The sequence below is a fragment of the Candidatus Vicinibacter proximus genome (assembly GCA_016713905.1).
Taxonomy (GTDB): Bacteria; Bacteroidota; Bacteroidia; order Chitinophagales; family Saprospiraceae; genus Vicinibacter; species Vicinibacter proximus.
Map to the genome: position 1 here is coordinate 145,246 of JADJOE010000002.1, position 16,782 is coordinate 162,027.

At 40.1% G+C, this 16,782-nt stretch carries 3 protein-coding genes; all 3 read right to left on the bottom strand.

Annotated elements, in window-relative coordinates:
- Window positions 1-283: 283 nt before the first annotated feature.
- The 3 genes from IPJ83_07100 to IPJ83_07110 are packed head-to-tail and all read right to left on the bottom strand — an operon-like array spanning window position 284 to window position 16,771.
- The gene (locus IPJ83_07100) at window positions 284-9,577 is read right to left on the bottom strand and encodes a DUF11 domain-containing protein (GenBank protein ID MBK7880308.1); all 9,294 of its coding nucleotides are present in this window, start codon (window positions 9,575-9,577) and stop codon (window positions 284-286) included.
- The gene (locus IPJ83_07105) at window positions 9,522-16,220 is read right to left on the bottom strand and encodes a DUF11 domain-containing protein (protein ID MBK7880309.1); all 6,699 of its coding nucleotides are present in this window, start codon (window positions 16,218-16,220) and stop codon (window positions 9,522-9,524) included. The genes IPJ83_07100 and IPJ83_07105 overlap by 56 nt, the downstream gene beginning before the upstream one ends.
- Entirely contained in the window at window positions 16,121-16,771 is a 651-nt protein-coding gene (locus IPJ83_07110; protein MBK7880310.1) for a hypothetical protein, read from the bottom strand. The genes IPJ83_07105 and IPJ83_07110 overlap by 100 nt, the downstream gene beginning before the upstream one ends.
- Window positions 16,772-16,782: the final 11 nt, after the last annotated feature.

Here is a 16,782-nt window from a genome sequence, read left to right on the forward strand (position 1 = left end):
TTTATTACTTTGACGAAAATTCTCCGCTTTGGATTAATAATGTAGCGTTAAAATAATATTAGGAAAGTGTTAAAAAAATTAGAGAAATAGATTCAGTAGTCTCTTAACCAAGGTTAAATGAAAATTTAATAAGCTATTTTTGGAATTATGGAAAGCAAAGATTATAATCCAATCCTGGATGATTCAACTTAACTTTTTTTAATCCTAAGAAACAAAATAAAAAACCCGGCAGAAAATTCCACTGGGTTAAATTGCTTTCACTTTAGTTACTATCCTGTAAAAGTTATCTGGAAACAGTAAATCTCTTATTAATCAATCCATTATTGGTTTTGATTTGAAGATTATATTGACCAGGAGTGAGTACAGATGTATTTATTAATTCACTGTACTTGCCTGCTTTTATATAATTTCCTCCGAATGGATTTACCAGAACACTCTTACCATGGTTGTCAAATACCCTTGACTCCAGCAATCCATTTTCTGATAATCCTATTTCTACTTTCAATAAGTCGTCTACCGGATTTGGATAGATCTCTATACTCAAATCTTTTCCTCGCTGAACTCGGATAGATATCACTTTGCTATAGTTGTATTTTCCATCTCTGTCCACTTGCTTGATTCTGTAATAATACAATCCGGATTGGTTTACATTCAAATCATCCATTTCATAATCATGCCTGGATGCTCCCGTCTCAATCGATGCGTCTACCTGACCAATTGCTTTAAACTCTGTTTCACTTTCATGTCGCCTTTCTACCTCAAAGTGGCCATTGTTGATTTCCACTCCGGTTGCCCAATCAAGCTCAGTAAATTCTCCATTGTAATTTGCCTCAAAACTTAGCCACTCCAATGGCAGAACCTGATACACCAATCCCGCATCTATGGTAGGAAATGCATCTCCTGTTTGAACCCTGTACACTCTTGTTGTTCCATATCCGTTGGTTCCATCCACATCATTGTCCACATTATCAGATCCTGTATGTGGTATGGTAAACCCAAAACTTACCGGCGCGGTAAATTTCACATAATAGTCTCCCTGTGCAACACCATCCAACATGTAGGTCCCATCAAATCCAGATGTAGCCTCACTTACCATCACCCCGCCAGGTGTATACGCAGCAACCTTTACGCCCTGAACAGGTTCTTCATTTCCATCCTGTATTCCATTAAAGTTGCGATCCAACCATACTCGGTCTCCTAAGGTCGCTTTATCCTGAAAGCCTGCTCCTACATTCAAGATCATATCACCACTCAATACTGTAAATTTCCTGGTCGTATTCACACCAAATTCATGGCTGATGTCGCTGTCTTTATCTGTATTGCCTCCTTTAAATGGCTCTGATGCTGCTAAATGTCCTGGTCTTTCAAATTTAACATGATACATCCCAGGTTTTATGCATGCGAATTTATAATATCCGTCATCCGATGGTGTCGATGGATTAAACGATGTAGTCACAGTCTCGATTACACTCCCATTCATCGCATCAATCAACTGAACTTTAAGCCCATTTAAACCATTCTCCTGAATATCGAATACACCATTTTTGTTAACGTCAAAGAAAGTACGTCCACTAATCATTGCACAATTGTATAATCCAAGATCCCAAGTCCTGTCTATTTCTCCAGGACTGATATATGTTGTAGCGTTTGTTCTCAATCCGTTGCTGTTATCCACGTCACTATCCCTGACATCATTGCCAACATTGGCTTGGCTTATGTTCCATCCTGAAGGTGGGTCATATTGGGCATAATAACTTTTTGGCAACAACTTATCGAATAAATAAATACCGTTGACATCCGTAGTGGTGGTTCGGGAAGGAAGATTAGTTGAAGCATCAAACAAGGTAACTTTAACCCCATAAACTCCATTCTCTCCTATATCTTGAATTCCATTTCCATTCTTATCGTGCCAAACGAAATCACCATAAGTCGAAAGATTTACTAATCCGGCGTCGTAGTTATCTACCATATCAAATAGATTCAGGGTAACGCAAGGGCCTTTTCCTCCTGGATTTACATCACTATCTATTTGGTCATCCATACCCACATTCTGAGTAGTAAATCCATAGTCTGGTAGGTAAATTCCCGGTTTAAAAACTACATAATAATCCACGGGAGATGGAATGAAATCAAATAAATAATTACCTAAGTTATCGGTAGTATCCTTTCTAACCAATGTACCATCACATTTGTACAACCACGTTTCTATGCCAATTAACCCAGGCTCTCCAGGTTCTTGAATTCCATTCCCATTCAAATCATTCCAGGCTTGTCCGCTTAATTGGCTTGCAGGAATTTTGATTAAGGTAGGATCATCTACTGTTCCCATATCGCCCGGCTCTTCCGGATTTATTCCTCCCTGACTTGGATCATTTGTACTGTTACCACCGGTGTCAGAATCATCCCTGGTATCTTCAGGATCATCATCAGGAACTCCAATAGGATCGTCATTGAAAGGCTTATCACCAAAAACCGTTGCTTGATTAATGTATTTGTACTTGTTGGGTCTGAATAAAATACTTAAGCCTACTTTCATGTTTTCTCCCACAACTAAAGTACCACCTAAACCAGTATTGAAAATATTTTGATTTGTCATTCCATCAAATGCATAATTCAATGTCAATGGGTTTATAGAATTAGAAATAATTGCAAAATTACTTATGGTATATTGACCAGGAATTGATGGAGATAGATTCACATAATTCCCAAATTCCGAAGTAATATTATCTGTGAGTTGAATGTCTCCTAGAGTGACATTGCCAATATTCAAAATGTTCAATTCAAATTTTGCCGTAAATGTTCCGTCCAAATTGTTCACTGCAGAAATCAGCTTTTTTGATAATCCAATCTTTGGGTATTGTGGCAGATTCACAGTTTCATCATCACTGTCGGTTATCGTAATGTCTTGCGGATCTTTTCCATTTACGGTTGCGGTATTTAATCGCACACCGGCATCTACATCACTTTGTAACAAGGTGTATGTTCCGGTGAATGTTGTGTTAACCATTTGTCCGGGTGCAAGCGTAATAGGTCCTCCACTTACAGCAAACAATGGATCTGTTACCAAAATATTTGTCAAGGTAACATTTCCTGTATTCGTTACTTTAAATGTATAGCTTAATGTCTCTCCTGCATCTGCATTGCCATCTGCATTGACATCATTCCACACACCGGTTTTTACAATATCTATGCTCGCAGATTTTGGCAGATTCACTGTTTCATCATCACTGTCGGTTATCGTAATGTCTTGCGGATCTTTTCCTTTTACAGTTGCCGTATTTAATCGAACACCGGCATCCACATCACTTTGTAACAAGGTGTATGTTCCGGTGAATGTTGTGTTGTCCATTTGTCCGGGAGCAAGCGTAATCGGTCCTCCACTAACAGCAAACAATGGATCTGTTACTACAATATTTGTCAAGGTAACATTCCCCGTATTCGTTACTTTAAATGTATAGCTTACCGTCTCTCCTGCATCTGCATTACCATCTGCATTGACATCATTCCACACACCGGTTTTTACAATATCTATGCTCGCAGATTTTGGTAAGGTTACAGTTTCATCATCACTATCGGTTATCGTAATGTCTTGCGGATCTTTTCCATTTACGGTTGCCGTATTTAATCGAACACCTGCATCCACATCACTTTGCAACAAGGTGTATGTTCCGGTGAATGTTGTGTTATCCATTTGTCCGGGTGCAAGCGTAATTGGTCCTCCACTTACAGTAAACAATGGATCTGTTACCACAATACTTGTCAAGGTAACATTTCCTGTATTCGTTACTTTAAATGTATAGCTTACTGTCTCTCCTGCATCTGCATTACCATCTGCATTTCCATCATTCCATACACCTGTTTTTAAAATATCTATGCTCGCTGATTTTGGCAGATTCACTGTTTCATCATCATTATCGGTTATCGTAATGTCTTGCGGATCTTTTCCATTTACAGTTGCCGTATTTAATCGAACACCGGCATCTACATCACTTTGTAACAAGGTGTATGTTCCGGTAAATGTTGTGTTGTCCATTTGTCCGGGTGTAAGCGTAATTGGTCCTCCACTTACAACAAACAATGGATCTGTTACTACAATATTTGTCAAGGTAACATTCCCCGTATTTGTTACTTTAAATGTATAGCTTACTGTCTCTCCTGCATCTGCATTGCCATCTGCATTTCCATCATTCCACACACCGGTTTTTACAATATCTATGCTCGCTGATTTTGGCAAGTTTACTGTTTCATCATCACTGTCGGTTATCGTAATGTCTTGCGGATCTTTTCCTCTTACGGTTGCCGTATTTAATCGAACACCTGCATCCACATCACTTTGTAACAAGGTGTATGTTCCGGTGAATGTTGTGTTAACCATTTGTCCGGGTGCAAGCGTAATAGGTCCTCCATTTACAGCAAACAATGGATCTGTTACCACAATATTTGTCAAGGTAACATTACCTGTATTCGTCACTTTAAATGTATAGCTTACTGTCTCTCCTGCATCTGCATTACCATCTGCATTGACATCATTCCACACACCGGTTTTTATAAGGTCTATACTCGCAGATTTGGGCAAGTTTACAGTTTCATCATCACTGTCGGTTATCGTAATGTCTTGCGGATCTTTTCCTTTTACAGTTGCCGTATTTAATCGAACACCTGCATCCACATCACTTTGTAACAAGGTGTATGTTCCGGTGAATGTTGTGTTGTCCATTTGTCCGGGAGCTAAACTAATAGGACCTCCACTTACAGCAAACAATGGATCTGTTACCAAAATATTTGTCAAGGTAACATTCCCCGTATTCGTTACTTTAAATGTATAGCTTACAGTCTCTCCTGCATCTGCATTACCATCTGCGTTCACATCATTCCATACACCTGTTTTTATAAGGTCTATGCTCGCTGCTTTTGGTAGGTTTACGGTTTCATCATCTGTATCACTTATGGTTACATTCTGTGGATCTTTTCCATTTACAGTTGCCGTATTTAATCGCACACCTGCATCTACATCACTTTGTAACAAGGTGTATGTTCCGGTGAATGTAGTGTTGTCCATTTGTCCGGGAGCAAGCGTAATCGGTCCTCCACTTACAGCAAACAATGGATCTGTTACCACAATATTTGTCAAGGTAACATTACCTGTATTCGTTACTTTAAATGTATAGCTTACAGTCTCTCCTGCATCGGCATTACCATCTGCATTGACATCATTCCACACACCGGTTTTTACAATATCTATGCTCGCTGATTTTGGCAAGTTTACTGTTTCATCATCCGTATCACTGACGTTTACATTTTGCGGATCTTTTCCTTTTACAGTTGCCGTATTTAATCTAACACCTGCATCTACATCACTTTGTAACAAGGTGTATGTTCCGGTGAATGTTGTGTTGTCCATTTGTCCGGGAGCAAGCGTAATTGGTCCTCCACTTACAGCAAACAATGGATCTGTTACCACAATATTTGTCAAGGTAACATTACCTGTATTCGTTACTTTAAATGTATAGCTTACAGTCTCTCCTGCATCGGCATTACCATCTGCATTTCCATCATTCCACACACCTGTTTTTACAATGTCTATACTTGCTGATTTTGGCAGATTCACTGTTTCATCATCACTGTCGGTTATCGTAATGTCTTGCGGATCTTTTCCATTTACAGTTGCCGTATTTAATCGCACACCGGCATCCACATCACTTTGTAACAAGGTGTAGGTTCCTGTGAATGTTGTGTTGTCCATTTGTCCGGGAGCAAGGGTAATTGGTCCTCCACTTACAGCAAACAATGGATCTGTTACTACAATATTTGTCAAGGTAACATTTCCTGTATTCGTTACTTTAAATGTATAGCTTACTGTCTCTCCTGCATCTGCATTACCATCTGCATTGACATCATTCCACACACCGGTTTTTACAATGTCTATACTTGCTGATTTTGGCAAATTCACTGTTTCATCATCACTGTCGGTTATCGTAATGTCTTGCGGATCTTTTCCTTTTACAGTTGCCGTATTTAATCGAACACCGGCATCTACATCACTTTGTAACAAGGTGTAGGTTCCTGTGAATGTTGTGTTGTCCATTTGTCCGGGAGCAAGCGTAATTGGTCCTCCACTTACAGTGAACAATGGATCTGTTACTACAATATTTGTCAAGGTAACATTACCTGTATTCGTTACTTTAAATGTATAGCTTACCGTCTCTCCTGCATCTGCATTACCATCTGCATTTCCATCATTCCACACACCGGTTTTTACAATATCTATGCTTGCAGATTTTGGTAAGTTGATGGTTTCATCATCACTGTCGGTTATCGTAATGTCTTGCGGATCTTTTCCATTTACGGTTGCGGTATTTAATCGAACACCAGCATCTACATCACTTTGTAACAAGGTGTATGTTCCGGTGAATGTTGTGTTGTCCATTTGTCCGGGAGCAAGCGTAATTGGTCCTCCACTTACAGTGAACAATGGATCTGTTACCACAATATTTGTCAAGGTAACATTACCTGTATTCGTTACTTTAAATGTATAGCTTACCGTCTCTCCTGCATCGGCATTACCATCTGCATTTCCATCATTCCATACACCTGTTTTTAAAATATCTATGCTCGCTGATTTTGGCAGATTCACTGTTTCATCATCATTATCGGTTATCGTAATGTCTTGCGGATCTTTTCCATTTACAGTTGCCGTATTTAATCGCACACCTGCATCCACATCACTTTGTAACAAGGTGTATGTTCCGGTGAATGTTGTGTTATCCATTTGTCCGGGAGCTAAACTAATAGGACCTCCACTTACAGCAAACAATGGATCTGTTACCACAATACTTGTCAAGGTAACATTCCCCGTATTCGTCACTTTAAATGTATAGCTTACCGTCTCTCCTGCATCTGCATTACCATCTGCATTGACATCATTCCACACACCTGTTTTTACAATATCTATGCTCGCAGATTTTGGCAAGTTTACAGTTTCATCATCACTGTCGGTTATCGTAATGTCTTGCGGATCTTTTCCATTTACGGTTGCCGTATTTAATCTTACTCCTGCGTTTACATCACTTTGTAACAAAGTGTAGGTTCCGGTGAATGTTGTGTTGTCCATTTGTCCGGGTGCAAGCGTAATTGGTCCTCCACTTACAGCAAACAATGGATCTGTTACTACAATATTTGTCAAGGTAACATTACCTGTATTCGTTACTTTAAATGTATAGCTTACTGTCTCTCCTGCATCTGCATTACCATCTGCATTGACATCATTCCACACACCGGTTTTTACAATATCTATGCTCGCAGATTTTGGCAAGTTTACAGTTTCATCATCCGTATCACTGACGTTTACATTTTGCGGATCTTTTCCTTTTACAGTTGCCGTATTTAATCGCACACCTGCATCCACATCACTTTGTAACCAGGTGTATGTTCCGGTGAATGTAGTGTTGTCCATTTGTCCGGGAGCAAGCGTAATTGGTCCTCCACTTACAGTGAACAATGGATCTGTTACCAAAATATTTGTCAAGGTAACATTACCTGTATTCGTTACTTTAAATGTATAGCTTACCGTCTCTCCTGCATCGGCATTACCATCTGCATTTCCATCATTCCATACACCTGTTTTTAAAATATCTATGCTCGCTGATTTTGGCAGATTCACTGTTTCATCATCATTATCGGTTATCGTAATGTCTTGCGGATCTTTTCCATTTACAGTTGCCGTATTTAATCGCACACCTGCATCCACATCACTTTGTAACAAGGTGTATGTTCCGGTGAATGTTGTGTTATCCATTTGTCCGGGAGCTAAACTAATAGGACCTCCACTTACAGCAAACAATGGATCTGTTACCACAATACTTGTCAAGGTAACATTCCCCGTATTCGTCACTTTAAATGTATAGCTTACCGTCTCTCCTGCATCTGCATTACCATCTGCATTGACATCATTCCACACACCTGTTTTTACAATATCTATGCTCGCAGATTTTGGCAAGTTTACAGTTTCATCATCACTGTCGGTTATCGTAATGTCTTGCGGATCTTTTCCATTTACGGTTGCTGTATTTAATCTTACTCCTGCGTTTACATCACTTTGTAACAAGGTGTAGGTTCCGGTGAATGTTGTGTTGTCCATTTGTCCGGGTGCAAGCGTAATTGGTCCTCCACTTACAGCAAACAATGGATCTGTTACTACAATATTTGTCAAGGTAACATTACCTGTATTCGTTACTTTAAATGTATAGCTTACTGTCTCTCCTGCATCTGCATTACCATCTGCATTGACATCATTCCACACACCGGTTTTTACAATATCTATGCTCGCAGATTTTGGCAAGTTTACAGTTTCATCATCCGTATCACTGACGTTTACATTTTGCGGATCTTTTCCTTTTACAGTTGCCGTATTTAATCGCACACCTGCATCCACATCACTTTGTAACAAGGTGTATGTTCCGGTGAATGTAGTGTTGTCCATTTGTCCGGGAGCAAGCGTAATTGGTCCTCCACTTACAGCAAACAATGGATCTGTTACTACAATATTTGTCAAGGTAACATTACCTGTATTCGTTACTTTAAATGTATAGCTTACTGTCTCTCCTGCATCTGCATTACCATCTGCATTGACATCATTCCACACACCTGTTTTTACAATATCTATGCTCGCAGATTTTGGCAAGTTTACAGTTTCATCATCACTATCGGTTATCGTAATGTCTTGCGGATCTTTTCCATTTACTGTTGCCGTATTTAATCGCACACCTGCATCCACATCACTTTGTAACAAGGTGTAGGTTCCGGTGAAAGTTGTGTTGTCCATTTGTCCTGGAGCAAGCGTAATCGGTCCTCCACTTACAGCAAACAATGGATCTGTTACTACAATATTTGTCAAGGTAACATTTCCTGTATTCGTCACTTTAAATGTATAGCTTACTGTCTCTCCTGCATCTGCATTACCATCTGCGTTCACATCATTCCACACACCGGTTTTTACAATGTCTATACTTGCTGATTTTGGTAGGTTTACGGTTTCATCATCTGTATCACTTATGGTTACATTCTGTGGATCTTTTCCATTTACAGTTGCCGTATTTAATCGAACACCGGCATCTACATCACTTTGTAACAAGGTGTATGTTCCGGTGAATGTTGTGTTGTCCATTTGTCCGGGAGCAAGCGTAATTGGTCCTCCACTTACAGTGAACAATGGATCTGTTACCACAATATTTGTCAAGGTAACATTACCTGTATTCGTTACTTTAAATGTATAGCTTACTGTCTCTCCTGCATCTGCATTACCATCTGTATTGACATCATTCCACACACCGGTTTTTACAATATCTATGCTCCCAGATTTTGGTAAGGTTACAGTTTCATCATCATTATCGGTTATCGTAATGTCTTGCGGATCTTTTCCATTTACAGTTGCCGTATTTAATCGCACACCTGCATCCACATCACTTTGTAACAAAGTGTAGGTTCCGGTGAATGTTGTGTTGTCCATTTGTCCGGGAGCTAAACTAATAGGACCTCCGGTAACGGTAAACAATGGATCTGTTACTACAATATTGGTCAAGCGTTACGTTTCCTGTATTCGTTACTTTAAATGTATAGCTTACTGTCTCTCCTGCATCTGCATTACCATCTGCGTTCACATCATTCCACACACCTGTTTTTACAATATCTATGCTCGCAGATTTTGGCAGATTCACTGTTTCATCATCATTATCGGTTATCGTAATGTCTTGCGGATCTTTTCCATTTACCGTTGCGGAATTTAATCGCACACCGGCATCTACATCACTTTGTAACAAGGTGTAGGTTCCGGTGAATGTTGTGTTGTCCATTTGTCCGGGAGCAAGCGTAATTGGTCCTCCACTTACAGCAAACAATGGATCTGTTACCACAATATTTGTCAAGGAAACATTACCTGTATTCGTTACTTTAAATGTATAGCTTACTGTCTCTCCTGCATCTGCATTACCATCTGCATTTCCATCATTCCACACACCGGTTTTTACAATATCTATGCTCGCTGATTTTGGTAAGTTCACTGTTTCATCATCATTATCGGTTATCGTAATGTCTTGCGGATCTTTTCCATTTACAGTTGCCGTATTTAATCGAACACCGGCATCCACATCACTTTGTAACAAGGTGTATGTTCCGGTGAATGTTGTGTTATCCATTTGTCCGGGAGCAAGCGTAAACGGTCCTCCACTTACAGCAAACAATGGATCTGTTACTAAAATATTTGTCAAGGTAACATTACCTGTATTCGTTACTTTAAATGTATAGCTTACTGTCTCTCCTGCATCTGCATTACCATCTGCATTGACATCATTCCACACACCGGTTTTTACAATATCTATGCTCGCAGATTTTGGCAGATTGACTGTTTCATCATCACTATCGGTTATCGTAATGTCCTGCGGATCTTTTCCATTTACGGTTGCGGTATTTAATCGCACACCAGCATCTACATCACTTTGTAACAAGGTGTATGTTCCGGTGAATGTCGTGTTGTCCATTTGTCCGGGTGCAAGCGTAATTGGTCCTCCACTTACAGCAAACAATGGATCTGTTACTACAATATTTGTCAAGGTAACATTCCCCGTATTCGTTACTTTAAATGTATAGCTTACTGTCTCTCCTGCATCTGCATTACCATCTGCATTGACATCATTCCACACACCTGTTTTTACAATATCTATGCTCGCAGATTTTGGTAAGGTTACAGTTTCATCATCACTGTCGGTTATCGTAATGTCTTGCGGATCTTTTCCATTTACGGTTGCCGTATTTAATCGCACACCTGCATCTACATCCGATTGTAACAATACATAAGTTCCGGTGAAAGTCGTGTTGTCCATTTGTCCAGGTGCAAGCGTAATTGGTCCTCCACTTACAGCAAACAATGGATCTGTTACCACAATATTTGTCAAGGTAACATTACCTGTATTCGTTACTTTAAATGTATAGCTTACGGTCTCTCCTGCATCTGCATTGCCATCCATATTTGCATCATTCCATACACCAGTTTTTACAATATCTATACTCGCTGCTTTTGGTAAGTTAACAGTCTCATCATCATTATCGGTTATCGTAATGTCTTGCGGATCTTTTCCTTTTACAGTTGCCGTATTTAATCTAACTCCGGCATCCACATCACTTTGTAACAAGGTGTATGTTCCGGTGAATGTTGTGTTGTCCATTTGTCCGGGAGCTAAACTAATTGGTCCTCCACTTACAGCAAACAATGGATCTGTTACCAAAATATTTGTCAAGGTAACATTACCTGTATTCGTTACTTTAAATGTATAGCTTACCGTCTCTCCTGCATCTGCATTACCATCTGCATTTCCATCATTCCACACACCGATTTTTACAATATCTATGCTCGCAGATTTTGGCAAGTTTACAGTTTCATCATCACTGTCGGTTATCGTAATGTCTTGCGGATCTTTACCATTTACTGTTGCCGTATTTAATCTAACTCCTGCGTTTACATCACTTTGTAACAAGGTGTATGTTCCGGTGAATGTTGTGTTGTCCATTTGTCCGGGAGCAAGCGTAATCGGTCCTCCACTTACAGCAAACAATGGATCTGTTACCACAATATTGTTCAAGGTAACGTTTCCTGTATTCGTTACTTTAAATGTATAGCTTACCGTCTCTCCTGCATCTGCATTACCATCTGCATTGACATCATTCCACACCCCTGTTTTTACAATGTCTATACTTGCTGATTTTGGCAGATTCACTGTTTCATCATCACTGTCGGTTATCGTAATGTCTTGCGGATCTTTTCCATTTACAGTTGCCGTATTTAATCGCACACCTGCATCCACATCACTTTGCAACAAAGTGTATGTTCCGTTGAATGTTGTGTTGTCCATTTGTCCGGGAGCAAGCGTAATCGGTCCTCCACTTACAGCAAACAATGGATCTGTTACTACAATATTTGTCAAGGTAACATTACCTGTATTCGTTACTTTAAATGTATAGCTTACTGTCTCTCCTGCATCTGCATTACCATCTGCATTGACATCATTCCACACACCGGTTTTTACAATATCTATGCTCGCAGATTTTGGCAGATTCACTGTTTCATCATCACTGTCGGTTATCGTAATGTCTTGCGGATCTTTTCCATTTACAGTTGCCGTATTTAATCGCACACCTGCATCCACATCACTTTGTAACAAGGTGTAGGTTCCGGTGAATGTTGTGTTATCCATTTGTCCGGGAGCTAAACTAATAGGACCTCCGGTAACGGTAAACAATGGATCTGTTACTACAATATTTGTCAAGGTAACATTACCTGTATTCGTTACTTTAAATGTATAGCTTACAGTCTCTCCTGCATCTGCATTACCATCTGTATTGACATCATTCCACACACCTGTTTTTACAATGTCTATGCTCGCTGATTTTGGTAGGTTTACGGTTTCATCATCTGAATTGGTTGCAATTTGATTCTGCGGACCTTCACCTGTTGTTGTAGCAGTATTGTCCTTCTTTCCAGCGTCAATATCAACTTGTGTCAAAGTATAGGAACCTGTAAATGTTGTATTGTCCATGGCTCCCGGAGCCAAAGTGATTGGTCCACCTGTTACTGTAATAATTGGATCTGTGACAATTACATTGGAAAGTGTCACATTGCCTGTATTGGTAACTTTGAAAGCATAGTTGATTTTATCTCCTGGATTTGCTATTCCGTTTGGTGCAACGACATTAGCATTAAGAGTTCCGGTTTTAACCAATCCAATGGTAATTGTTTGTATTGCCGGAATATAGGCTGTATCTTTTGCAGGAACAAGAGTTCCTCCTTGTGGTGTTCCATTTGATGTTGCGGTATTAATTATTGAACCTGCATCTAAGTCTGCTTGAGTAACCGTGTGTGAGGCGGTATACATCCAGGTTTCGTTTGATTCTAATATTGAATTATTATTTAAGTCACCTGAAACATAAATTATACTTCCAGGATCGGCCTGCGGATCAGAGACCAAAATGCTACTGATAGACAAGTTACCTGTATTGTCTAATGTTATTGAGTATGTCAGCGAATCGCCTACTTCATTATAGCTATTTGGAATTGTTGTGCTAGACTTTATCAAAGTCCAACTGGGAACACCCTGTATTACGGTAAAAGTCGAACTACAGGTTTGACTCGGACTACATGAATTTGAATAATTAAATGTAACCATTGCTGTGCCACCTAAACAATGATCCGGTGCGCCAGAATTATTGTTAGTTAAAACTCCATTACATCCTCCAGATGCATTTGCTGTGGCCAGCCAGGTTGCAAATTTTGAATCAATCATGGTTTGCCCTTGACAAGCCACTTCAACAATTGAATTTGGACAATTTAATACTACATTATCTGGGTTTGTAACAGAAAATGTAGCTGTACAGGTTTTTACTGCTTCGCAATCACTGGTCACTGTAAATATTACTGTCTTACTTCCTCCGCACGCCAATGGTGCTCCGGTACTATTATTGGTTAACACGGCATTGCATCCTCCGCTTTTTGTGGTAGTTGCCAACCATGTGGCGTATTTTGAATTGATTTCGGTTTGTGTTTGACAGGCTGCTTCGGTAACGTTAGAGGCACAATTTAAAACAATAGCAGGGGCGGTTGTAACGGTAAAACTTGCTGTACAGGTTTTTACTGCTTCACAATCACTGGTCACTGTAAATATTACCGTCTTACTTCCTCCGCATGCCAATGGTGCACCTGTACTGTTGTTGGTTAATACTGCATTGCATCCTCCGCTTTTTGTTACAGTCGTCAACCATGTTGCATATTTTGAATTGATGTCAGTTTGTGTTTGACATGCTGCTTCGGTAACGTTAGAGACACAATTTAAAACAACAGCAGGGGCGGTTGTAACGGTAAAACTTGCTGTGCAGGTTTTTACTGCTTCGCAATCACTAGTAACAGTAAATGTTACTGTCTTACTTCCTCCACATGCCAATGGTGCTCCGGTACTATTATTGGTTAATACTGCAGTGCATAGTCCAGTTTTTGTGGTAGTTGCCAACCATGTGGCATATTTTGAATTGATGTCAGTTTGTGTTTGACATGCTGCTTCGGTAACGTTAGAGACACAATTTAAAACAACAGCAGGGGCGGTTGTAACGGTAAAACTTGCTGTGCAGGTTTTTACTGCTTCGCAATCACTAGTAACAGTAAATGTTACTGTCTTACTTCCTCCACATGCTAATGGTGCTCCGGTACTATTATTGGTTAATACTGCATTGCATCCTCCACTTTTTGTGGTAGTTGCCAACCATGTGGCATATTTTGAATTGATGTCAGTTTGTGTTTGACAGGCTGCTTCTGTAACGTTTGAGGCACAATTTAACACAACAGCAGGGGCTGTAGTAACAGTAAAACTTGCAGTGCAGGTTTTTACTGCTTCACAATCACTGGTCACTGTAAATATTACTGTCTTACTTCCTCCACATGCCAATGGTGCTCCGGTACTATTATTGGTTAACACGGCATTGCATCCTCCACTTTTTGTGGTAGTTGCCAACCATGTGGCATATTTTGAATTGATGTCAGTTTGTGTTTGACAGGCTGCTTCTGTAACGTTTGAGGCACAATTTAACACAACAGCAGGGGCTGTAGTAACAGTAAAACTTGCAGTGCAGGTTTTTACTGCTTCACAATCACTGGTCACTGTAAATGTTACTGTCTTACTTCCTCCGCAGGCCAAAGGCGCACCAGTACTGTTGTTGGTTAACACGGCATTGCATCCTCCACTTTTTGTGGTAGTAGCCAACCATGTTGCATATTTTGAATTGATGTCAGTTTGTGTTTGACAGGCTGCTTCGGTAATGTTAGAGGCACAATTCAGTACAACCTGTGAGGCAGCTGTTACTGTAAAAGTTGAAGAACATGAAGTCCTTGTGGGTGCACAGCTACTGGTCCAGGTAAAAGTGACAGTCTTGGCTGCTCCACATGCTGAAGGATTTCCGGAATTGTTGTTGGAAAGCGTACCATTACATCCACCTCCAGCTGTTACACTTGTTAACCAGGTTGCAAATTTAGAATTAATAGAGGTCTGGGTTTGGCAAGCTACTTCTACTTGTGCAACAGGACAATTCAGTGTAACCAACCGATAATCTTCCACCTCCCCATTAGCAGCACTTGCTGTGGACCTTTCATCCACTAATGAAGTCCCTGCATTGTCATTTAAATTAGTAGTCGTCAAACGCAACCTAAGATAGTGAGCATCCACCGAACCACTCACCATAGCACCTGTCCATGTCAATGTTTTATTTCCGGAAAATCCATTTGCAACAGTGGTTGATTGAATTTCACTAGACGAAAAATTTCCATCTCCATCCAAATCAATCCAAGCATAAAGATTAGCAACCTTTCCCGTGGTATTCATCACATTCACCACTTGAACGCTTATGTTTTGGGGACCACCGGTCGTTAAAGTTGGAAAAGAAACAACACCATCTTCATCATCTGAACCATTGGCATCATCACCATCGGCATTGGTTGAATTTTGTGTACTCATTTCATCGTCCAACAATCCGTCAATTCGGAGATTGGCACAATCCAGAATATGAGAAGGGGTTCCGTAAGTTGATGGTGCATCCCCATAGTCACTTTTTAATAAAGAAGTAAACTGAATGGAAAACAAAATATGCGCATCATCTGTGGTATTACTCTTACCGGTATCAAAACCTCCGGAAGCTAGTGTCGGCGTATGCGATGAACTATGCGTTGTCGTCCCGCAATAAACATCCGCACCGTTTACATTTAGATGATTGGCTCCTCTTGGATCTCCGGTATCCCCTAAATAATCATCCCGACTTCCACCAATGTATGATCCGAAAATCAAGCTATCTAATACTCCATTAAATCCAGCAAAAAAAAGATCAATTCCGGCACTAAAAGTTGAGTTATAAAAACTTTCTCCGTTAATATTTACAGTAGGTAAACCACTTGAATTCGTTGAACCGAATATTAAAATGATGGATTCACTGTTTCCGGCACAATCAGTTTGTGACACCAATTGAATGCCACTTCCTATGTCTTTTAAGGCAGTACCATAAAATGTTGCACTGTAATTTCCACTTCCACCTGTATCTCCTACTTTCCTAACACTACGTCTGAGATTCCGCCATAATAAGTCGATTGGTAAACACCGGAACCGGATACTGGAAATCCATTTGCCCCAACACCAGTCCAATAAACTAAATTATTTACTATTTCAAAATCATTAATTCGGTCCCCACCTGTACCGCCTATTTCATCTAAATAATTAAAAGCTGATCCATCCGCTTTCAAAATACCAATTATACCATCTTCATCCGTCCCAGTAGATCTGCCTGCAGCACTTGCCACTTCAGTTAATGATCCAACTCCAAAACCACAAAATGCAACTCTGCCATCTGAAAAAACCTCCAGATCATTAAATGTCTCCGCCGAACTTCCTCCAACATATGTTCCCCAATTCAATGAATTTAAATTTGTAAATTTTCCTAACCACATGTCTGCTCCTCCACCAAATGTAGTCTGTGCGGATCCGGCAGAAATATAGGCAGCAGGTAAGGCAGCTTCTGCAGTAAATCCAACAATAAAGGAATTATCATCCAGAGCTCTGATTGAAGTGGCGGCTGGAAATTCATCCGCAGTTCCACCAATATAAGTAGCATAATCCAAAGTGCCCAAATCTCTGGAAAATGCTGCTACAAAACCATCTCCACTATTCCGTGTGGCATCAAATGAGGTACCGGCCATGGGCACATTGA

Excerpts from the sequence above, each read along its gene's own strand:
- IPJ83_07110 (MBK7880310.1), bottom strand. The coding sequence starts at position 16,771 with ATGGCCGGTACCTCATTTGATGCCACACGGAATAGTGGAGATGGTTTT.